The following is a 20,965-nucleotide window of genomic DNA, read 5'->3' as shown; positions in this document are numbered from 1 at the left end:
CGAATGAGTTATGGTGCCACTTTCGCCCTCTATTTCAGCAGCCAATCCACCAACATTGACAGTGAATGATTCTGTCTGTTTTTTGGTTGAATGAGAAAATACCCATTTCCCGACAACACCGTTTGTGGATGAGGTGAAATGACTCTTCCCAGTAATAAATCTTGCTCCGCTAAAGTGATATCACCTACTGCTATTCCAAACCCTTGAACTGCTGCATTCATTGCTTGATCTAGCGTCGCAAAGTGTTGGTTCTGCTTACTCTGTAAATTAGTTTTGCCGACATGGTTCAACCAGATTGCCCAGTCACTTTGAGCGGCATTGGCGTGCAACCAAGTAAATTGAGTGAAATCTTCTGGGGTGAACGCCTTCTTCTGCTCAATCTCTGTCATGAGTTCAGGTCGGCAGATAGGCGTGAGTTTTTCTTCGAATAATAGATCACTCTGTAGTGCTTTCTGTCTAGGAGGCTGACCAAAAACAATCACAGCATCGAAAGGATCGAAATTCGGTTCGAACTGATGTTTGATCGTCGACGTTAATTCAACATCAATGTCCGGAAAGGCTTGTTGAAAGCTCATTAGTCTTGGAAGTAGCCATGACGTAATGCAGCTAGGAGCATTTAATTTAATGTGATCTGGGGAGGTCGATACTTGAGAGAGTGCACTTTTGAGCTGTGAGATGGCCTCTTCAATTAACGGAACCAACTCAACCCCCTTAGGTGTGAGGGATAATCCTCTTGCATGACGATAAAAAAGATCAATGCCTACATGCTGCTCCAAACTTTGAATCTGCCGACTGATTGCGCCTTGTGTTAAATTCATCTCCTTGGCGGCATGAGTCAAGTTAAGGTGATGAGCGGTCGCAAGAAAAGATTGCAGTGTTTTCGTCGAGGGAAGTGGTTTATTCATAAAGTAAGCCATTAAAAAAATGCATGGCTAGTATGTGTTTTTTTCGATTCAAATATCAATGTCTATTTGTTTGAATAGCGTGATGGAATCGTTAGTGTGCATTTTTAGTAAGTAATGGACCTTTTTATTGAGTGAAAAATCTCAATAAGTGATTAAATATTTATGTAGAGGGATTTGTATTGTCATCATTAGCATCTTGCTTAGTACCGGAGGCGGTAAAAAAATTAATACCTTATCAATCTGCTAGACGTATTGGTGGCGCTGGCCGTATTTGGCTAAATGCCAATGAACTTGAAATGCCAATACAGTATGGTTCGTCAGTGCAAGCTTACAATCGCTATCCTGATTTTCTTCCTCATGATATTGCTGCTGCCTACCAATCATATTGTCAGATAGATAGCCCGACAGTGGCTGTTCGAGGTGCGGATGAAGCCATTGATTTACTGATCCGAACTTTTTGTCAGCCCGGAAGAGACAGAGTTTTGATCTGCCCGCCGACTTACGCGATGTATGAGTTCTGTGCTGATGCATTAGCGATAGAGACGATTCAAGTTCCTCTACTTGATAGCTTCAATTTAAACGTAGAAGCCGTGATTGAGCAATCACATAACGCCAACCTTGTATTTTTGTGTTCACCGAATAATCCAACAGGTAACGTGATCCCGAAAGAAGAGATCATTCGAGTACTCGACGCGACTCAACAGCATGCGATTGTCGTGGTAGATGAGGCGTACATCGAGTTTGAAATGAAAACCAGCGTGGTTTCTCTTATCGAACAGTATCCAAATCTTGTGGTTATTCGAACGTTATCAAAAGCGTTTGGTCTTGCGGCGGTGCGCTGTGGGTTCATTCTCGCGGATAAAAGCGTCATGGAATATGTGGCAAAGCTTATCCCACCGTACCCTATGCCAGATTGTGTAGCCGAAATCGTCTTGCAAGCGTTATCTCAGGAGGGTTTAGAAACCATTGCAACCTCAACGAATGAATTGATTGATGTTAAAACGTGGTTTATTAAAGAACTCGAAAAGTTTGAATGCATAGAGAAGATCTACCCTTCTTCAACGAACTTTGTATTGCTTCGAGTATCAGAATCATTTGATTTATTTAACCTCTTGTTAAGCAATGGCATTGTGACCCGAAATCAAGGGCATGAACCCGCACTTAGGAACTGTATTCGTATCACTATAGGCACCAAAGAAAGCATGGCCGAAGTGCTCAAGGTACTACAAAATCACGTCAGTAATCAGTAATCAGTAATCAGTAGATAGAATAGTCATTATAAAAGGAATTTCTAATGAAGAAACTTGCTCTAGGTCTTACATGTGCAGCGGCAATACTCTGTTCAGCGGTTCAAGCAAAAGAGATACGCTTAGCATCAGACTTTACTTATCCACCTTTTAATTACAAAAACAGCGAAGGTACGCCAGTCGGATTTGATATCGAAATTGCTGATGCTTTGTGTTCAGAAGCAAAGCTTGAGTGTGTCTGGGTATCTCAAAGTTGGGATGCATTGATTCCAAGTTTATTGGCTCGTAAATCGGATGTGATTATGGCGTCGATGCGCATCACCGATGAACGTAAACGCAAAGTCTTGTTTACGGATAAATATTACCAAACCCCTGCTCGTTTTGTGGCCAGTTCGACGGAGTCGTTCTCAATTGATTCGCAAGGTTTGACAGGAAAAACCATCGGTGTTCAGCAAGGTACTATTCATGATCGCTATGTGACTGATAAATTTGATGATGTTGCAAAAATTAAGCGTTATACAGGACAAGATGAAGTGTATTTAGATCTTGCAAGTGGACGCTTGGATGCAACTTTTGGCAATTCCGATCAATTAGCTCTCGCTTTTTTAGAGAAAGAGCAGGGAAAAGGGTTTGAATTTAAAGGGAAAGCGGTCACTGATAAAGCTTATATCGGGGAAGGAACCGCTTTAGCGTTAAGGCTTAAAGATAAAGCGTTGGCTGAAAAATTTAACAACGCAATTATGAAGATTCGAGCCAATGGCACCTACGATAAAATTGCCAATAAATATTTCACATTTGATATTTATGGTGCTGACTTGTAAATCATCGTTTGCTGTATGGTAAGTGGTAAAGGAAACCAATCTCAGCGGGATTGGTTTTTTGCTTTTTATGGGGCTAATCTTTAACTGCGATTGAATTTTTGATAGAGATTAGTGTGAACTATAACCTATTGATTAATTAGACATTAACGAATTTTCGATAATTGGTTCATTTAAAAATACTTATGTTGCGCATAATATGTGCTCCGCCTCGAAAATCTTGATGATTTTGTAAAATCGATTCATATCATTTATGTAAAAAGGTATTATCGTTTCAGACAATAAGAAGGAATGATGAAATGAAACAATGGACACTTCTCGCTTTAGCGTGTTGTTCGGCAGTCAGTATGGCGGATGTAGAAGTACAACCATATATCGTTAACGGAACGTCTGCGTCGGTAGATACATTTCCATCAATGGCGAGTTTGTTCATTGATGCAACTGATTTTGGAGGCAATTACTCATCAGGGAGTTACTGTGGGGCCACAATATTATCTGACCGATATATTTTAACAGCTGCACACTGTATTTATGGTAGTGAATTAGCGCAACTCTTTACGGTTGTGGTGCCTCAGTTGCAAAACGAGAGCGACTTCCCATTAGGCTCTATTCAAAAATCGCGGGTTAGTGAAGTTTATTACCGTTCCGATTACGTCAATAGTACTAATGTTCTGCTACCAAATGATGTGGCGATACTTAAGTTAGAGTCATCTCTGAATATTGACACTGTCAATGATATTGCCAAGTTTGCGACGAATGAAAATTATCGTTCGTCATCAAGTGAGTTTGTCGCAGTAGGGCATGGCAATATAAGATCTGGCGTCGATGGCAATACAAACTTATTGAAAACCGATCTCGATTACGTGGTTAATGCTACCTGTGCTAATGTCTTCTACGCAGGTTCTTCACTGACAGAGAAGCAGATCTGTTTTGATGGCGATTTTAGTGCTTCGACTGGCCTTTCTAATGCAACTTGCCAAGGCGATTCTGGTGGGCCAGTGTATTGGAATGATGGAGGCACTTATAAACAAGTGGGTTTAACCAGCTTTGGACCAACGACTTGTGGCGATCCAACTGCAAATGTTACGTCAGTATTTACTGAAATCACCGATTATAAAGGTTGGATCGATAGTGTCGTTAGTGGCAATGAGACTCCAAAATTTGTCGCGACTGATACTCAGCGTCAAACCTTTGCTGATTCAGGTGGCCTTTCGACAGCAAGTTCAGGCTCTGGTGGCGGTGGTGGGAGCTTACCTCTATGGAGTGTGTTCGCACTTGGCTTCATTGGACTGTTTAGAAAACAACAACGATAAATATATCGACCTTAATCAAATTGGTCTGAAATAACATTTAAAGCCTGCTGCATTATTGCCGCAGGCTTTTTTGTTGCTTGTGAGTTTGAGTTTTAAAAACTTTAAAGCTAGGAAGACATTGATACAGCCTTATTCATAGCTGGCTTATTTATAGATCGAGAGATAAAAAAACACCTCCACAATTCGGGAGGTGTTAATGCCTACGGGGGAGGGCATAATGAATTCTGAAGTTTACTCTTTATGCTGCGGAGATAGACTTCTCTTTACTGTCAGCTCTGCTTTTTAGGAATGCGTAACCAAACCCTGTTACGGCTGTACCTGCTGCAATGGCCACTAAATACATCAGAACTGGTGAAATAGCACCTGGGATGAGTAGGACGAACAACCCGCCATGTGGAGCCATTAATTGTGCGCCAAATAACATAGACAGAGCACCTGTTAACGCACCGCCAGCCATGCATGCAGGAATGACGCGCATTGGGTCTTTGGCTGCAAATGGAATCGCACCTTCAGAGATGAAACATAAACCAAGCACGAAAGAGGCTTTTCCTGCTTCACGTTCACCGGCTTCAAATTTCTCTTTTACAAGGAATGTCGCAAGGCCCATACCTAATGCTGGAACCATACCTGCCGCCATAATCGCTGCCATTGGTGCATAAGTTTGTGAAGCCAATAAGCCAACACCAAACGTATAAGCCGCTTTATTGACTGGACCACCAAGGTCGAAACACATCATGGCACCAAGAATAATGCCGAGTAAAACCGCGTTTGATGTTCCCATGTTATTGAGGAAGTCCGTCATAGCAGACATGATGCTTGATACTGGGCCACCGACGATGTAAATCATCACAAGGCCAGTGAACAAACTTGCAATAAACGGAATGATAAGAATAGGTTTAAGCGCTTCCATTGATTGTGGAAGAGAGACTTTATCGGCTATGAACTTCGCTAAGTAACCCGCGATAAAACCGGCTGCGATGCCACCTAAGAAGCCCGCACCAGTTGAGCTTGCTAACATGCCACCAATTAAACCCGGAGCTAAACCTGGGCGATCTGCAATGGAGAACGCAATAAAACCAGCCAATACCGGAATCATCAGAGCAAAGGCTGAACCACCACCGATGGTCATAAGTGCAGCGGCCAATGTCCCTTCTTCTTTAAAGGCTTCGATACCAAAAATGAATGAAAGCGCGATAATCAAACCACCAGCTACCACAACAGGAAGCATGTGTGAAACACCAGTCATTAAGTGTTTGTATATCCCTTTCTTTTCATCATTTTGTGAACTATCAGATGATTTGCCGCTATGGGTGTAAGTGGTCGCTTCAGCCAATGCCTTTGTGATCTCTTGCTCGGTCTTTTTCAGAGCAAGCCCAGTACTTGTACGGTACAAAAGTTTACCGTTAAAGCGATCAAGAGGTACTTCAATATCGGCGGCGATAATCACTAGATCGGCGTCTGCAATATCTTGAGCAGTCAGTTGGTTTTTAGCGCCAACCGAACCACGGGTTTCGACTTTGACATGATGGCCTAAGCGTGTCCCTTCATTTTCTAATGCTTCTGCTGCCATGAATGTGTGGGCAACACCTGTTGGGCATGCTGTGATTGCGACAATTTTCTTTTGGTTGCTATTCAATGCAGTTTCAGATTCAACAGATGTAGATGTCGGCAGAGTAGTGGCTTCGGTTAATACTTCGGCTTGATTGACGGCATTTTGCAAAAAAGATTTTGGATCTGAAGTGCATTGAGAAATCTCAGCTTGATAAACTTTCTTACCAACAAAGCGAGAGGTATCTACAGGTGTGTTAGCCGCGATAACCACAACATCAGCCGTGGCGATTTGGTTGTCGGTTAGCGCTTCTGTAGGCATAACAGTGGATTGACACTCGACTGTTGGGTTCCAGTTCAGTGCTTTAGCCGCCTGTTCTAATAAGCCAGCGGCAATAATGCTGTTTGCTACACCGCTCGGACAAGCGGTAATAATAGAAATATTCATAATGTTGACCTTTGTCTTATTGGCTCGCCGCGAGGCTAAGCGATTCAAGTTTGATTTGTTTCTGTGTATTGTCGAGCTCTTGTTGGCTCTTTATTCCCACGCCGACCTGCGAAACGGCTAGTGCAGATAAAGCGGTAGAAAAAATGAGTAATTCATCTTTGTTCATGGCTTGCATGTGGCCCCAGCAAAGTCCTGCAACGAGCGTATCGCCAGCGCCAACGGTACTTACAACCTTCATTTGGGGTGGGTAAGAACGTAGCCATTCACCTTGGTTCAACCACATCACGCCTTCCGCACCCATCGAAACCACAATGTTATCGATTCCTTTTTGTGCTAACTCTGACGCGGCCTGCTGACATTGAAGTGGTGTCTTTAGATCTCGCCCGACGAATTGAGAAAGCTCTTCATCGTTAGGTTTAATCAACCAAGGCTGTGCATTTAAACCCGCTGCGAGAGCATCACGGCTGCTATCAAATAGAACTTTTTTACCCATTTGGTGAAGCTGTTTAATCCAAGATGCGCAAAGTTCTGGTGAGATCCCATTGGGTAGACTGCCTGCAATCACAAAGTATTCGTGATCGTCGGCAAGGCCAAATAGTGTCTGTTCAAACTGTTTTATGTCGTTAGAAGTAACGGTGACGCCTGGGAAATTGATGTCGCTGACACCACCACTTTGTTCAACCAACTTAACGTTAATTCGAGTCGCTCCATTCACACGAATAAATTGATCCTTTGCACCGATGTCGTTAAACAGTTGGCAAAACAACTCTTCGTTATCTCTGCCTAGAAAGCCTGTGACGGTGACTTTTGCTCCAAGCTCACTTAATACTTTTGCTACATTTACGCCCTTGCCGGCTGCATGAAGCGAGCTTTGATTGACAAGGCTAACGGAGCCAAGATTGAAAGTGTTGAGGCTTCCCGTTAAATCGAGTGCTGGGTTAAGCGTGATCGTCACAACCTTGGTTTGCTTCTCTGGGGTTCGAGTTGAGTTTCCCTGAATTGAGTTTGTCATTTGTGGCCCCTTAACCTTCACCAAGACCAGCAGAAATCGCTTGGCCAATGGCTTCTATGGCTTGAGGCGCATCCGCACCTTCCGCAGTAAATTGAAGTTCATGGCCGTGTCGAACACCCATCGCAATGACTTTCATTAAGCTTTTTGCGTTGACAGGTTTTGAATCGCCATTGAGGTTGGCAACTTTGATAGTTGATTCAAACCGCTTCGCTTCAGCAACAAGCATGGCGCCCGGTCTAGCATGTAAACCATGGACATTTTTAATTTTGAATATGCCAGTGTTATCACTAGGGAGACTTGATGGTTCGTCTTCCGTTGATGTATCAACTTCGTTGTTGTTGAAGATGGTTAACAGTTGTGGTGTATCAGCATTGAGTAATGTCTCTTGCTGCTGATTGAACACCAGTTGTCCGATTGTGTTGAGGGCATTTTTGTGGGCATGATTACAAGCGGCGATGGCGATTAACCCTTTAACTGGCTCACCTTGGTAGTTGCAATCATTCGCGGTGGTGACAAATGAGATACCTGTGCGTTTTACGGCTTTATCACTGCTCACAAGCCATAAGCCTTTTCCTAAATGTGTCGGCTTTTTCGTGACAAGTTCCGCAACAAATTCAGATTCAGCACAACCAGTATTACTGAGTAAACCACCTGCTACCGCGCTCATTTGAATCATATCGCTTGCTGGAAAAAGGCGCTGAATCAACGACGCATCAAAATCGGCATTTAGCTGAGCTTGACCATTGAGGATGGCAATAATCTCATCTTTTGTATTCGCTAATCTTAGACATTCTTCGATACCCTCATCGGACAGCACTTTGGTCAGTTGCTTGAGAATTTCCAAGTGTTCGTCAGATTTGGCCGCGATACCGATAGCAACATAAACGGTGTTGTTGTCTCCCCATTGAACACCTTGAGGAAAATGGTGGACGGTAATGCCAGTTTGTTTGACTAAATCTCGGGTATCCGTTGTGCCGTGTGGAATTGCAATGCCGTTTCCGAGGAAGGTTGAATTTTGTTTTTCTCGATTGATCATACCGTCAATGTAGCCGTCTGCGACGAAACCTTTCGAGGTTAAATCAGCGGCAATCGCATCAATCGCCGTCAACTTATCAGGAGCAGATTGAAGAAGGGTGATGTCTTGGCTTGTTAATTTCAACATGTGGCCTCTTAGCGTTTCCGCTGTATTAGTTTTAGTTTCAACGATGTTCGCAACGTTAAACAGACGACTGATTGATGTTTGCTTAACTTTAGCTGAATCGTTTCAGCAAAAATTTTAAAAAAATTCAGCAAACGCTTTTTATCGAAATAAGCATAATGCTGTTAACCGTATGGATGATCTTACAAAGACTGTGTTTGAAAAATCATTTTGGCTTTTGCTGAATCCTTTCAGCTTTTATACTGAATCGATTCAGCGTATAATTCAACTTATCAAAAGATCGGATCTTAATTTATATGATCCGTCGCACAGAATAAGGGTTATCCATATGACACTGGATGAAATATCAAAGCTGGCAGGTGTATCGAAAACGACAGCAAGTTATGTGATTAATGGGAAAGCTCAAAAGTACCGGATCAGTGAAAAAACACAGAAGAAAGTCATGGCCGTTGTCGAGGAGCATAACTATCGCCCTGATCATGCCGCATCGTCTCTGCGTGCGGGTAATAGCCGTTCTTTTGGTTTGATTATTCCGGATCTGGAGAACACCAGTTACGCTCGTTTAGCCAAACTATTGGAGCAAAATTCGCGTAAAGCGGGCTACCAAATTTTGATTGGTTGCTCAGATGATGAGCCTGAAACGGAAATGAAAGTGGCAGAAGCTTTGGTTAGTCGTCGAATCGATGCGCTATTTGTGGCCAGTGCGATACCTGACGCCAACGCGTTTTATCTCAAACTGCAAAACTCAGGTACGCCCGTCATTGCGATTGACCGTCCATTAGATGACGAACACTTTTGCTGTGTGATCAGTGAAGATTTCGGTGCTGCGTTTGAATTAACACACTCGCTGTTAACCGATGAAGTAGAAACCGTTGGGTTGATTGGAGCTTTACCAGATTTGAATATCTCTCGTGAGCGTCAACAAGGTTTTGAGTCAGCATTGAAAGCTCAGTCAAAAGTAGCTCAAATTGGTTATGGAGAACACTTCAATCGTGAGGCTGGTAAGAGCGTGTTGAATGAGTGGGTGAAGAGAGGAGAAATTCCTGATGCGATTGTCGCGACATCTTATACCTTACTAGAAGGGATGCTCGATGTTTTGCTAGAACACCCAGATTTAATGAAAAAGATCAAACTTGCGACATTTGGTGATAATCGCTTATTGGATTTTCTACCGACCAAAATAAATTCTTTGCCTCAGCAGTTTGAAGTGATTGCAGACAGCGCTTTAGCCCTTGCTCTTAATGCATCTGCGAAACGTTACCAAGCAGGGGTAGAATTGGTGCCGCGAGAGATCATCGTCCGCCGATAATCATTCGCGCTAATAATCATTCGCGCCAATAATATAGTGCGAAAGTAGGTGTGTTAGTACAATAACCTCTAATCAAAGCTGGTGAATGGTTAGAGGTTTTGTTATCCGAAGTGATGTGAGCAATATGTGTCGATAAATTTTGGTTAGGCGTTCACATTTTTCACGCTTTTACGCTCAACCAAACTCGGATCCAATTGCACTATCTGTGGTTCGTCATCGGGGTTTTCTAGGCGATAGAGCAGGGCATCAACCGCTGATTGGCCTAATCGATATTTAGGCTGGTGGATAGTTGTGAGTGACGGAGTCATGTATTTTGCAAGGCGAATGTCATCATAGCCAATGATTGAAAGATCATTGGGAATGCGAACATTGGCCTCAGATGCGGCATTAATCAAGCCCATCGCCATCATATCATTACCAACGAATATGGCACTTGGCAGCGGCCCGTTTGCTTGTAAATGGTGAAAAGCATCAAAACCGCCATCGCATTCGAAGTTGGATTCTACTATCCAATCAGGGTTCACCTCTATTTCAGCTTCGGCCATTGCTTGCTGAAAACCTTGATAGCGTGACAATGCTTGGCTGCGAAAAAGTGGTCCAGTGATACACCCTATTTGACGGTGACCCTGCTTGATTAAATGCTGAGTGGCTAGATAGCCCCCTTGATGAGAATTATCTTGAATTTTGTCACTCGCAAATGATATCTCGCCCCAGTCCATCACCACCACTGGTAAATCAGGATAGCGGCTAAATACATCAATTTGTTGACCTTCAAGGGTTGAACACATCAGCATCAGCCCGTCAACACGCTTTTGCAGCAGCGTATCAATGGATGCTTTCATTCGTTCGTCATCACCTTCTGTATTGCATAAAATTAGGTTGTAGCCTTTTTCGTAACAGCGACGTTCAACGCCTTTTACGACTTCACCAAAAAATGGATTGGTGGAGGTTGTGACTAGCATGCCAACGGTTTTTGTACATTTTACTTTTAAACTACGCGCTAGGGCTGAAGGGGCGTAATTGAGTTCTTTGACGGCATTGTTGACGCGTTCAGCGATTTCGTCACTGACAAAGCGAGAGCGATTGACGACATGACTGACGGTAGAAGAAGATACCCCGGCCAGTTTTGCTACATCTTTCATTGTTGCCATGAATCGATCCTTGTAAATGTATGTCTAAAGCTCTGTTCAATGAGCGTAAAATAAGAGTTGCTCATTGAAGGGAGTAAACAGTGAAGCAGTGGTTATATTACCCTTGCGCTTTTAAGAAAATGTCTGTCTCTTCTCTATTGGGTATAGAGGTTTGTGCACCAAAGCGAGTGACAGAAATAGCCGCTGCAGCGTGTGCAAATTTGATCGCTGATTCTAAAGACATTTCTTCAATTAAACCAGTCACTAATGCACCATTAAAGGTATCTCCAGCAGCTGTGGTGTCTGTCGCTTTTACTTTGAATCCCGAGATCAATTCACCGCGTCCATTTTGACTTAACCAAACGCCTTTTGCGCCAAGTGTGATCATCACAATTTCAATGCCTTTTAAATGCAGCGCATTGGCGGCAAGCTGTGCTGATTCATTGTCGGTAACGGTAATGCCTGTTAGTACTTCAGCTTCCGTTTCGTTAGGCGTGATCACATCGATACACGATAACAGCTTGTCCGAAAGAGGCTGAGCAGGAGCGGGGTTGAGTATCACGTTTGTCTTGTTTTGTTTGGCAATCTCAATCGCATATTCAATGCCTTCAATTGGAGTCTCCAGTTGAGTCAGTAGATATTTAGCATTGCGAATGCTTTCTGAGTGTTGCGCAATTTGATCTACTGTGAGTTTATCGTTGGCTTCTGGAGATAAGCAGATGCTATTTTCGCCTGCCGCTGATACTTGAATCATCGCAATACCGGTTGGCGTATTATCAGCCACGATCACGCCATCAATGTTAATACCATCATTGGCAAATTCATTTCGAATCTTGATGCCAAATGAGTCATCTCCAACGCAGCTAATGAATCCGATATCTGCGTTTAAACGCGCTGCTGCGACGGCTTGATTTGCCCCTTTTCCACCTGGGATTACTTGGTAATTAGCACCAACAAGAGTTTCACCAGGACGAGGGAAAGATGGAACTTGAAGGACATGGTCGGCGTTAACACTACCTAAAACAACGAGTTTATTCATAATACGAACCTTGAGATATATCGTATGGAAAAGTTTATTGGTGTGCAGCCTAGCCAGCTAAGTGTCACACCAATCAACTCTGAAAAATGAGGGGACATTTCCCCTCACTATTTTCGATTAGCGAAAATGCTAATGGATGCGTTAATGATTATTTAGCGATAATTTTTAGAGGTACTGGGATGTACGCTTCTACTTTTTCGCCTTTTAGGATTTTATCTGCAATCTCAATACCTAAAGAACCAATCATGTCAGGCTGTTGAGCAACTGTTGCTGCTAGAATGCCGCGATTTACCGCTGCAATCCCGTCATCGGTGCCGTCAAAACCGACGATCATCACATCTTTACCCGACGCTTGAACCGCGCGAACCGCACCTAATGCCATTTCATCATTTTGAGCGAAAACGGCTTGAACATCTGGGTTTGCTGCAAGTAAGTTTTCCATCACGTTCAGACCTTTAGTGCGGTCAAAATCAGCTGGCTGGCTTGCAAGTAGCTCCATATGGCTACCTTTAACTGAGTTCATGAAACCTTCACCACGTTCACGAGCCGCAGAAGTACCAGCAATACCTTCTAATTGAATGACTTTCGCTTTTTCACCTACTTTTTCCATGATGAAGTGTCCCGCCATTTCACCACCGATAACATTATCAGAAGCGATGTGACTCACGACATCACCACGGCTTGCACCACGGTCAAGAGTCAATACAGGGATCTTAGAGCGGTTAGCCATACGAATCGCGTTAGATACGGCGTCTGAATCCGTTGGGTTAATCAGGATTGCCTTCACGCCACGAACCGTCAAATCTTCAATGTTTGAAAGCTCTTTACTTGGGTCATTTTGCGAATCCAGAACAATAAGGTTGTAGCCTAGCTCTTCTGCTTTTGCTTCAGCTCCATCTTTCATTGTTACGAAGAAAGGGTTGTTTAGCGTCGAAAGTACGATTGCCATAGTATCTTGAGCTTGTGCTGTTGCACTAACAGAAGCAGAAAGAACAGCGGCTGAAATTAGAGTAGCTAATTTATTCATCGTTAAAATCCTTGTAGTAGGGGTGATCTAGGTTAAACCCAGTTCGTTATCGTCGTTATGTTATCAAGAGTGTTGCCTGCTTTCTAACGAGTAACTTCAATCTTTCTCGTTAGAAAAGAACCATTTATTAATAATGTTATCTATATTGCTATTTGTTTTTGTTATCGACTAATACTGCCAGCAAAATAACCACCGCTTTCGCGATCATCTGGTAGTAAGAAGAGACGTCTAGTAAGTTCAGTGCATTGTTTAAGAAACCGATGATAAGAGCGCCAATGAGCGTACCCATGATCCGGCCTCTACCTCCGGCTAAACTTGTGCCACCGAGAACCACCGCGGCAATTGCATCTAGTTCGTAACCCATACCAGCGGTCGGTTGGGCGGATGACAAGCGTGAGGTCACGATCAACCCTGCTAATGCAGCAAGTAAACCACAGATGGCGTAAACACCAATTTTCACGCGATCAACATTGATACCAGAAAGGCGAGTGGCAGATTCGTTTCCACCTAGCGCGTAAACATAGCGACCAAAGCGAGTGTGATTAAGCAGATACCAGACAGAAGCAAACACAATCACCATCAGCCATACAGGGACAGGAATGCCAAGAGCGTAACCGGTACCAAACCATGCGAACGCATCGCCAGTATCAGTAAAACCCGTCGAGATAGGGCGGCCATCGGTGTAGACCATAGTGACACCGCGAAGCAGAGTCATGGTGACGAGTGTGGCAATGAAAGCTTGCACTTTACCTTTGGCAATAATGATTCCGCTGATTGCACCGAGTGCAGCGCCAGCTAACAATGCGGTAGGAACAGCAACAATAACGGGCACTTCCATTCCTATTAAGCTAGCCGCAAATGCACCACAAAGCGCAAGTACAGAGCCAACGCTTAAATCTATCCCAGCCGTTAAAATAACCAGTGTCATACCGACGGCAATAATAGCGTTAACGGATGTTTGTCTAAGAATATTGAGAATGTTGTCGAGAGTAAAAAAGTTAGGGTTCAAAAATGAAACCACGACAATCAGAAAAATAAGAGCGATAAGTGATTTCTGCTCAATGAGCCACTCTTTGCTAATCAGTGGTTTCTTCATGTTTTTTTCAGTATCTGAGTTTGTCTTGCTCATGGTTTTGCTACTCATGCTGCTTCCTCGTTAATCTTTTTACCGACTGCGCACGCCAGTAGTAATTCTTGGTTGGCATCTTTTGCTTCAAATTCGCCACTTATGTGCCCTTCATGCATAACCAAAATACGGTCACTCATGCCTAATACCTCAGGCATTTCAGATGAAACTAGAATGATGCTCATCCCTTCGGCTTTAAATTTGTTGATCAGTTGGTAAATCTCTTTTTTCGCACCGACATCAACACCACGAGTTGGCTCATCGAGAATCAATACGTTGGGACGAGTCATTAACCCTTTTGCAATTGCAACCTTTTGCTGGTTACCACCGGAAAGGTTGCCGATGATCTGATCGCGGCTTGGCGTTTTGATATTGAAAAGTTTTATGAAATCTTCAACAGCAATGGCTTCATCTTTATGTTGGATTTGCATTCCTTTGGTGAGCTTATCAAGCGCACAAATGGACATGTTCTCTTTGACGGAAAGACCAAGTACGAGCCCATCGCCTTTCCTATCTTCAGATATATAAGCAATGCCATTTGCTAACCCATCTTGAGGGCTTATGGGGTTGATGGTTTTGCCGTGCAGTCTAATTTCACCAGACTCATAGGGCAGTGCACCGTAAATGACTTTCATTAATTCTGTTCGACCTGCGCCCATCAAACCTGAAATACCGAGGATCTCACCGTGATCTAACGTGAAGCTGATATTATTAACACCGGAGCCACATAGGTTTTTAACTTCTAAACATACGGTGCCGTGTTCGGCATTAATACGTGGATATTGTTCGTCTAGCTTACGTCCAACCATCATTTCGATAAGCATATCTTCATCGGTTTCAGCAACGGTACGTTGACCAATGAATTTGCCATCACGTAAAACGGTGATGTCATCGCAAATCTCAAAAATCTCTTTCAAACGGTGTGAAATATAAACAATGCCGCACCCTTCTGCTCTTAGTTCATTAATGACCTTGAACAACGACTCTGTTTCGGTATCGGTCAGTGCATCGGTGGGTTCATCCATGATGATGACCTTAGACTCAAATGACAGCGCTTTAGCAATCTCGACCATTTGCTGCTCACCAAGGCTTAAATGACCTAATGGCGTTTTTGAGCTGTGCTTAACATTTAAGCGAGCCAGTAATTTGTCTGCCGCTTGGTACATCTCACTCCATAGAATACGCCCCATCGTTCCGGTGATTTCTCGACCAAGGAAGATGTTCTCTGCGATTGTCAGCTCAGGAATTAAGTTCAGCTCCTGGTGGATAATGCTGATACCAGCTTGTTGAGAGTCTCGCGGACCTTTAAATGATGCAGGTTGCCCTTGATATTGAATACTCCCTGCGTCCATCGCGTAGATGCCAGTTAGCGCTTTCATTAAGGTTGATTTACCAGCTCCATTCTCTCCCATCAGCGCCATTACTCGGCCGGGATAAACATTCAGGCTGGCTTTATCGAGAGCTTTAACTCCAGGGAATGCTTTTTCAATGGAATCTAGTTCTAAAATTGCTTGAGTCATTTTTGGTCCTCAACGTTAGCGAATTTCATTTTCTGGTGAATTAAGCCAAGCATTAAAAGGTCACACCGGCTTGAAAAATCACGTTGGCGTAGGGAGTGCATTCACCTGTTCTTATTACCGCTCGGCTCTCTGCTGTGCGGGCTTTGAACTCTTCGTGTGGTAGGTAAGCAATGGTGATGGTTTTTTTACAACGTAGTTCTTCTGCCTTAAGTTCTTCAATAAGCAAGCCGTGAAGATCTGGACTTACCTTGGAAAATTCTTCTGCGATGATAACGCCTTCAATTTGCGATTCGTCTAACGTGACTTTTACCGTGTCAATGAAGCTTGGAACGCCATGGGTGAGGGCGAGGTCAATACGTTGAACAAAATCCGGAATCGGTAATCCAGCATCGCAAATAGTGATTTCATCGGTGTGGCCAAGAGTCGCCACCAAAAAAGACATTTCAGAGTTGAGTAGGGTACTTTTTTTCATATTACGACCTTTAAAGTGTAGATGGTCCGAGTTAATGAGTTTGAGATAGCTCGAAAAATGCCCATCGATACGTTTCGATGGTGATAATAGCGTTGATTTTATAATTTGCACATCACGAAATGTGAATGTGTGATCTTTGTCATCGATACGTTTCGATGAGGCCCAAAAAGGTGATATTCATCACTGATGATTTTGTCAGTAGAGCGAGCGAATTTCATATTTCGTTAGATAAAAATCTCTAAAGAGTACGTTCAAAAGCTATACATCGGCGTTAGGTGACTTGAAATCGGTGAAGAGAGGGAGATATTCGCCATGTTAAAGCTAATAGACATAGAATCTAACGTGAGATGCCTGTTGCTCAAGCTTAGCCAAGAAAACACTCGAATATTCAATTAATGATCATTTTATAAAATATTAATTTGCAAGCGAATATTGTGACCCGTTGGGGAGTTTGTCAGAATAAAGTCAGTATTATATGAGTTATCTTTATCTACTGGGTGGAGATAATCGTACTTTAAGGATATATTCTGTTCTATCAATAAGATAGTTGGGGGGCTTATGATTAATAATGGTTTGAAACTTTGGGTTACCTTATCCGTCTCTCTCTTTTCTGGTCTCTCTTTGGCCTCTGAAACGATAATTCTTGCTTATTCAGATACACAATCTTACCCATTTCAGATGGGAAGCGGCCGAGATGTTGCTGACCCTCCGGGTTTATCAATAGATCTCATAAATAAAAGTATGAGCGAGTTGGGTATCAATGTGAGGTACGTCCGTCTACCTGGCAAAAGGGTGTTGCAGTACCTAAAAACGGGGAAAGTGGATGGCGCGTTTATTCTCTCTCACAATGCACAACGTGAAAAATATGCGAGCTATCCAATGGTGGAAGGTAAACTTGATAGCACGAAGCGAGTTGCAACGTTAGGCTATTATTTTTATAAATTAAAGAATAAGCCGCTTGATTGGGATGGCGAAAACCTGACACAAACAAATAAGCAAGTGGGGGCCCATTTAGGGTTTTCAATTGTAAGAGAATTAGAAAAAAGAAAAGTTAAGGTTTATGAAGTTAAAACCACGTCTCAATTATTTGGAATGCTTAAGTTACAACGTTTAGCAGCAATAGCGGTACAAGATTCAACAGCTTTAGATTTCTTAAACAGTAATGACTATCCAGATGTGGAGCAGGTTCAACCAGCCATCATCACGAAGGACTATTATTTAGTGTTTGGTCAGAAGTTTGCCGACAGTCACCCGAATTTAGTTAACCAGGTATGGGACACCATTGGCTCAAGTAGAGATAGTGTCCTATCTGAAAATCGACATAAGTATGTGGATTGAACCCATCGATTTTGGCTTTATCAAATAGTCGATGGTATTACATCCTAAACAATTCGACGCGCAGGTGTTCTTTATCTTCATAAGCCACGACGGATTGAAAGTGATCGCTCTGGTCGACAATGATTGAAAACATCTCTTTATGTTCTGAGCTTCCGATAAACAGAATCTGGGTCGATTTGCTCATCATTCCATGTTCATCAAAACTTGATGTTAAATCTTCATCTACGACACAAACTAAGACTTTTCCGTAACGTGCATTCAGATCGATATTATGAGCATGGGAGTATTGAATTTTAGTTCGAAGCTGAGTTTCAATTCTGCCAATTAGATCGACAAAACGGAACAAATCGGTCGAGCATGTTTGGACGAGATTATCTCTATTTTTGACTAGCACGGACTCAAGATTGCTGCCAGATTGTCTGCCAATTAATAGCCACTTTTTCGTGGTCTTTCTTACGGCTTTGTATCGATTCGACTTAGCGATGCGCTTAAGATATTGAACCAGCAGGTTATTGATTTCTGCTATGGAAAGGCGTTTGTCGAGTTTTTTGAATTCCAGATGTAATAAGGCGTGTGTCGTGATGTCTAATAGTAATTGGGATTGGTTCATTCGCGTATCGATTTGGTGCTGAAATTAACAAATATCATACACTTAATCGCGTAAAATAATAGTCGCGTATGATATCTTCTTTCTGAGTTTGTTACATTTTACTACTAAAATAATCGTCATACAAAAATAACCCGAGTGATTAGCTTGAATGCATTCAGGGTCGTTTTCTCTATGCATGTCGAATTTGAGCTGTGATTGAAACTAATGCATGATCGGTACTGAATTGATCGTGTTCAAAACTAGGGTTGATGATATGTTGATCCGTTACCTTATATTTCACCACCTCTAGAATATTAGATGAGTTATGACAGTCGAACTCATTAGATAACAGTATGTAATCCAATACCGATCCTTTTGCTCCGTGATAATGAGTTGGCGCTCTATCTTCTAATAAATCGACACCGTTCAATTGGCAGTAAATATCCCAGCTGTCTTTGAGTTGAAATGGTGCGAGCCACTCTAGGCTAAATCTGTCGCGTCTTAATTCACAGGAGAGTAAACCACTAAATTCTTCGTTAAATAGAGGCTTATTGAAGTCGCCCATTAATACGACTGCTTGATCGGTTTTTTCTCTTTGAGTAGTGATGTAGCGATGCAGTAAATTCGCTTCAAGGCCGCGTTGAAGAGTGGATAGCCATGAACCAAACTGTTCATCATGTAATGAGTTCAGCTGTTTTTTTTCATAAGCAATGGGTTCTGGCTCTGCTCTATTTTCTAACTCGATGGGTTCTTTTGGACGTTGAGATTTGAAATGCACCACATAACAATCTGTAATGCCTATATGAGGCAATTCAATGCTGGCATGTACTGGAATTCGATTAAATGAAAAATCAGTGCTCGTTTCAAATCGAGCGATGAACTCATTGTCCGATACTACAGGTTGGCACTTCACAATCGGAAAACGTGATGCAATGGCAACCACCGGAGAGTGGAATAGATAGCCATCTTCGGCTTTGGGTTCATCAACGGTACAAAAGTAGGGATAACCGAGTTGGTTAAGCTGTTTTTCTAGTGCGTTGGGGCTAAAGACTTCTTGAAAACCAATAACATCAGAATTTAACTGGCTGATTTTGTCGTGAAACCATTTCTGTTTTTTTTGCCACTCTTCTTGCGTCAAAATATTTTCAAAATCGTAGTAAGCATTGGGTGGCTCAACATAATTGAAAAGATTAATGGTGGTGAAGGTGATTGCATCAGGATTAGGCAAATTTCAGTTCTCAAAATCAGATTCTGGTTAGTTGTTTACAATAGTACTGAAATGCGCCGAAAATGGTATGGCTAACTGTTAATTAAATTGGACGGCTACGAAAAAGCCCCACGTTTATGGCGTGAGGCTTTGGTATCGTTTAATTACCCGTAGAGGTAAATTGGATGATTATAGCTCTGCTTTGATCCAAACCAGACGGTGGTCAGAAGAGATAGCTTTGCTGTTTCCGTTACCAACGCGTTCATCATTCACAAGAAGACGACCTGATTCGAAAGTAGCAGGCCAGTGTACTCCTGACTCAGTAATATTGAGATTGGCCGATGGGATAACGTGATCAAGGCGTAAACCACTTGTGCTTGTTACTTGATCAGGATTTGGAGTATCCCAGTTTGCTTCTTTACACTCACCAAGTGCAAGGCATTCAGGACCACCAAGACTAGCTGGAGCTAAAGGTCCAAATGTCGCTAGACGATTTACTTTATCGTGATCCATCAGTGCGTTGATAGCCGTTAGGTCACCATCACCTTTAAGTGGATCAGCGTTTAGGTCGCCCATAACGATAAAGTGAGCACCAGACTCAAGTCCACCCGTCACGCCTTTATCATCATAAATGTAGTTTGCATTACCACCTACGTAATCAACCCAGAAGTCAATTTCAGCACGGTTTAGCATCTTGTTGTTGGTTGTTAATTTGTCAAAAATAGGCGGTGTTGGATGCGAAAGAAGCAAATGAATTTTTTCTTCAGTACCATCTTCTTTAGTTATGATGATTGGTGCATCTACGTGGTTTTTAGATGACATTGGTTTTTCTGCCCATGCAGCATCAGTATACCATTTGTCACCACATGCCATACCAGCAGGAATTGCTGGGTCACCGTCACAATCAGTAATTGTAGGGTTAGTTTCTCCTGGCATATCTTTCCATTTGAAGCTTTGGAAAGTACGTATGTTATCTTTATCTATTTCATATTGAGACATCAATGCAAATGCATATTGACCGTGGTATTGACCAAAGCCCCATGAATCATTAGCGTAAGTGTATGATCCTTTGTCTGCATCTGTTGCTACTTTACCGTCTCTATTTAAATCGTAGCCACTTAGTTTACCTGTATTCGTCGCGAAGTTTGCGAAGTACTGGAATGAAATTGGCTTAAGTACAGTACCATCTTGGTCAATACTGTTTGAATTTTGAGGAACCGCTAGGTAGTTCAGACGGAAACCAGTTAGAGCATCATTGTTCGTGCCTGTACCATCATTATTGAACTCAGACATCATAATAACAGCAGGTCTTTCCGTTTGGATAATAGCGGCAACATTACGAATTTGGATTACTTTTAGTGCCGTCGCGTTATCTTCATCAGACAGAGTACCAGCTTTCCAGCCATCGACTAGAGCGGTTTGCTCGATAGTCGTTAGTTTCATTTCTGCCACAAGGTCTTCGTATGTATAGCGGTCAAAAGAAAGGTTAAACGCTGCAATACGACCTTCGCTATCAACGGGAGCCGGAGCTGGGGCTACAGGAGTCTCTGGTAAGTAGTTATTAACCGTTTCTTCATCATTACAACCAGCTAATAAAGCGACAGTGATTGCTAGCGCAGCAGTAGTTTTTAGTAGTTTCATTAGAATTCTCAAATTAGGGGGAGTGAAAACCATGTGAATAATACGGAACGCATGATTTTATAAATGAGAGTTTTGTCACTACTATTACTTTTTGTAATGTTACTTTTCACTAATAAT

18 protein-coding genes are annotated in these 20,965 nt (G+C 42.6%); 5 read left to right on the top strand and 13 right to left on the bottom strand.

Translation table 11 applies throughout. The annotated features are described in order from the left end of the window. Positions 1-29 precede the first annotated feature (29 nt). Entirely contained in the window at positions 30-905 is an 876-nt protein-coding gene (locus tag FCV43_RS16080; RefSeq protein WP_136995762.1) for a LysR substrate-binding domain-containing protein, read from the bottom strand. A 179-nt stretch (positions 906-1,084) separates the two neighbouring features. On the opposite strand from FCV43_RS16080, the gene hisC reads away from it, so the two are divergent. From hisC to FCV43_RS16065, 3 genes are all read left to right on the top strand, one after another. After that, positions 1,085-2,155 carry a histidinol-phosphate transaminase gene (gene hisC, locus FCV43_RS16075; protein ID WP_136995761.1) on the top strand — a complete coding sequence of 357 codons (1,071 nt, stop codon included), beginning with the start codon at positions 1,085-1,087 and terminating at the stop codon, positions 2,153-2,155. A 44-nt stretch (positions 2,156-2,199) separates the two neighbouring features. After that, the gene (locus tag FCV43_RS16070; RefSeq protein ID WP_136995760.1) at positions 2,200-2,973 is read left to right on the top strand and encodes an ABC transporter substrate-binding protein; all 774 of its coding nucleotides are present in this window, start codon (positions 2,200-2,202) and stop codon (positions 2,971-2,973) included. 296 nt (positions 2,974-3,269) lie between these two features. Beyond that, positions 3,270-4,283: a S1 family peptidase gene (locus FCV43_RS16065; protein ID WP_136995759.1), complete on the top strand. Its 1,014-nt coding sequence runs from the start codon at positions 3,270-3,272 to the stop codon at positions 4,281-4,283. A 238-nt stretch (positions 4,284-4,521) separates the two neighbouring features. On the opposite strand, the gene fruA is transcribed toward FCV43_RS16065, so the two are convergent. From fruA to fruB, 3 genes are read right to left on the bottom strand one after another with little or no spacing between them, the layout of a single operon-like run. Continuing rightward, positions 4,522-6,279: a PTS fructose transporter subunit IIBC gene (gene fruA / locus FCV43_RS16060; RefSeq protein WP_136995758.1), complete on the bottom strand. Its 1,758-nt coding sequence runs from the start codon at positions 6,277-6,279 to the stop codon at positions 4,522-4,524. 16 nt (positions 6,280-6,295) lie between these two features. Then, positions 6,296-7,291, bottom strand: a complete 996-nt coding sequence (gene pfkB, locus FCV43_RS16055; protein ID WP_136995757.1) for a 1-phosphofructokinase — start codon at positions 7,289-7,291, stop codon at positions 6,296-6,298. Between the two features lie 10 nt (positions 7,292-7,301). Further along, positions 7,302-8,453 carry a fused PTS fructose transporter subunit IIA/HPr protein gene (gene fruB, locus FCV43_RS16050; RefSeq protein WP_136995756.1) on the bottom strand — a complete coding sequence of 384 codons (1,152 nt, stop codon included), beginning with the start codon at positions 8,451-8,453 and terminating at the stop codon, positions 7,302-7,304. 169 nt (positions 8,454-8,622) lie between these two features. Between fruB and cra the strand changes: the two genes are divergently transcribed. Further along, positions 8,623-9,759 (top strand): catabolite repressor/activator, encoded by a 1,137-nt coding sequence (gene cra, locus FCV43_RS16045; RefSeq protein WP_136995755.1) that lies wholly within the window; start codon positions 8,623-8,625, stop codon positions 9,757-9,759. A gap of 143 nt (positions 9,760-9,902) precedes the next feature. Here cra and FCV43_RS16040 read toward each other — a convergent pair whose 3' ends face one another. The 6 genes from FCV43_RS16040 to rbsD form a co-directional block, all read right to left on the bottom strand. Further along, positions 9,903-10,910, bottom strand: coding sequence for a substrate-binding domain-containing protein (locus tag FCV43_RS16040; RefSeq protein ID WP_136995754.1), 1,008 nt, complete (start codon positions 10,908-10,910; stop codon positions 9,903-9,905). Between the two features lie 97 nt (positions 10,911-11,007). Further along, complete coding sequence (gene rbsK / locus FCV43_RS16035; RefSeq protein ID WP_136995753.1) at positions 11,008-11,928, bottom strand: ribokinase; 921 nt, start codon at positions 11,926-11,928, stop codon at positions 11,008-11,010. 148 nt (positions 11,929-12,076) lie between these two features. Continuing rightward, positions 12,077-12,955, bottom strand: a complete 879-nt coding sequence (gene rbsB, locus FCV43_RS16030; RefSeq protein ID WP_017053413.1) for a ribose ABC transporter substrate-binding protein RbsB — start codon at positions 12,953-12,955, stop codon at positions 12,077-12,079. Positions 12,956-13,103: 148 nt separating this feature from the next. Further along, a complete protein-coding gene (gene rbsC, locus FCV43_RS16025; protein WP_017053412.1) occupies positions 13,104-14,099 on the bottom strand; it encodes a ribose ABC transporter permease in 996 nt (331 codons plus the stop codon). Further along, entirely contained in the window at positions 14,096-15,601 is a 1,506-nt protein-coding gene (rbsA, locus tag FCV43_RS16020) for a ribose ABC transporter ATP-binding protein RbsA (protein WP_136995752.1), read from the bottom strand. The genes rbsC and rbsA overlap by 4 nt, the downstream gene beginning before the upstream one ends. 52 nt (positions 15,602-15,653) lie before the next feature. After that, positions 15,654-16,073 (bottom strand): D-ribose pyranase, encoded by a 420-nt coding sequence (rbsD, locus tag FCV43_RS16015; RefSeq protein WP_029203455.1) that lies wholly within the window; start codon positions 16,071-16,073, stop codon positions 15,654-15,656. A gap of 558 nt (positions 16,074-16,631) precedes the next feature. Between rbsD and FCV43_RS16010 the strand changes: the two genes are divergently transcribed. After that, positions 16,632-17,411: a substrate-binding periplasmic protein gene (locus FCV43_RS16010; protein WP_136995751.1), complete on the top strand. Its 780-nt coding sequence runs from the start codon at positions 16,632-16,634 to the stop codon at positions 17,409-17,411. 37 nt (positions 17,412-17,448) lie between these two features. Here the strand turns inward: FCV43_RS16010 and FCV43_RS16005 are convergent, their stop codons facing one another. The 3 genes from FCV43_RS16005 to FCV43_RS15995 form a co-directional block, all read right to left on the bottom strand. Continuing rightward, entirely contained in the window at positions 17,449-18,021 is a 573-nt protein-coding gene (locus tag FCV43_RS16005) for a DUF2913 family protein (protein WP_017053408.1), read from the bottom strand. Positions 18,022-18,190: 169 nt separating this feature from the next. Next, on the bottom strand, positions 18,191-19,228 hold the full coding sequence (locus tag FCV43_RS16000; RefSeq protein ID WP_136995750.1) for an endonuclease/exonuclease/phosphatase family protein: 1,038 nt from the start codon (positions 19,226-19,228) through the stop codon (positions 18,191-18,193). Positions 19,229-19,396: 168 nt separating this feature from the next. After that, a complete protein-coding gene (locus FCV43_RS15995) occupies positions 19,397-20,848 on the bottom strand; it encodes an endonuclease/exonuclease/phosphatase family protein (protein ID WP_136995749.1) in 1,452 nt (483 codons plus the stop codon). Between the last annotated feature and the right edge of the window lie 117 nt (positions 20,849-20,965).

Source organism: Vibrio genomosp. F6, assembly GCF_005146325.1.
Classification (GTDB): Bacteria; Pseudomonadota; Gammaproteobacteria; order Enterobacterales; family Vibrionaceae; genus Vibrio; species Vibrio cortegadensis.
The sequence above is the reverse complement of the archived record's forward strand: the minus strand, read 5'-3'. Positions and strand labels throughout refer to the sequence as shown.

Coding starts and splice junctions, on each gene's coding strand:
- FCV43_RS16080 (WP_136995762.1), bottom strand. CDS start 905: ATGAATAAACCACTTCCCTCGACGAAAACACTGCAATCTTTTCTTGCG.
- FCV43_RS16070 (WP_136995760.1), top strand. CDS start 2,200: ATGAAGAAACTTGCTCTAGGTCTTACATGTGCAGCGGCAATACTCTGT.
- FCV43_RS16065 (WP_136995759.1), top strand. CDS start 3,270: ATGAAACAATGGACACTTCTCGCTTTAGCGTGTTGTTCGGCAGTCAGT.
- fruA (WP_136995758.1), bottom strand. CDS start 6,279: ATGAATATTTCTATTATTACCGCTTGTCCGAGCGGTGTAGCAAACAGC.
- pfkB (WP_136995757.1), bottom strand. CDS start 7,291: ATGACAAACTCAATTCAGGGAAACTCAACTCGAACCCCAGAGAAGCAA.
- fruB (WP_136995756.1), bottom strand. CDS start 8,453: ATGTTGAAATTAACAAGCCAAGACATCACCCTTCTTCAATCTGCTCCT.
- cra (WP_136995755.1), top strand. CDS start 8,623: ATGGATGATCTTACAAAGACTGTGTTTGAAAAATCATTTTGGCTTTTG.
- FCV43_RS16040 (WP_136995754.1), bottom strand. CDS start 10,910: ATGGCAACAATGAAAGATGTAGCAAAACTGGCCGGGGTATCTTCTTCT.
- rbsK (WP_136995753.1), bottom strand. CDS start 11,928: ATGAATAAACTCGTTGTTTTAGGTAGTGTTAACGCCGACCATGTCCTT.
- rbsB (WP_017053413.1), bottom strand. CDS start 12,955: ATGAATAAATTAGCTACTCTAATTTCAGCCGCTGTTCTTTCTGCTTCT.
- rbsC (WP_017053412.1), bottom strand. CDS start 14,099: ATGAGTAGCAAAACCATGAGCAAGACAAACTCAGATACTGAAAAAAAC.
- rbsA (WP_136995752.1), bottom strand. CDS start 15,601: ATGACTCAAGCAATTTTAGAACTAGATTCCATTGAAAAAGCATTCCCT.
- rbsD (WP_029203455.1), bottom strand. CDS start 16,073: ATGAAAAAAAGTACCCTACTCAACTCTGAAATGTCTTTTTTGGTGGCG.
- FCV43_RS16010 (WP_136995751.1), top strand. CDS start 16,632: ATGATTAATAATGGTTTGAAACTTTGGGTTACCTTATCCGTCTCTCTC.
- FCV43_RS16005 (WP_017053408.1), bottom strand. CDS start 18,021: ATGAACCAATCCCAATTACTATTAGACATCACGACACACGCCTTATTA.
- FCV43_RS15995 (WP_136995749.1), bottom strand. CDS start 20,848: ATGAAACTACTAAAAACTACTGCTGCGCTAGCAATCACTGTCGCTTTA.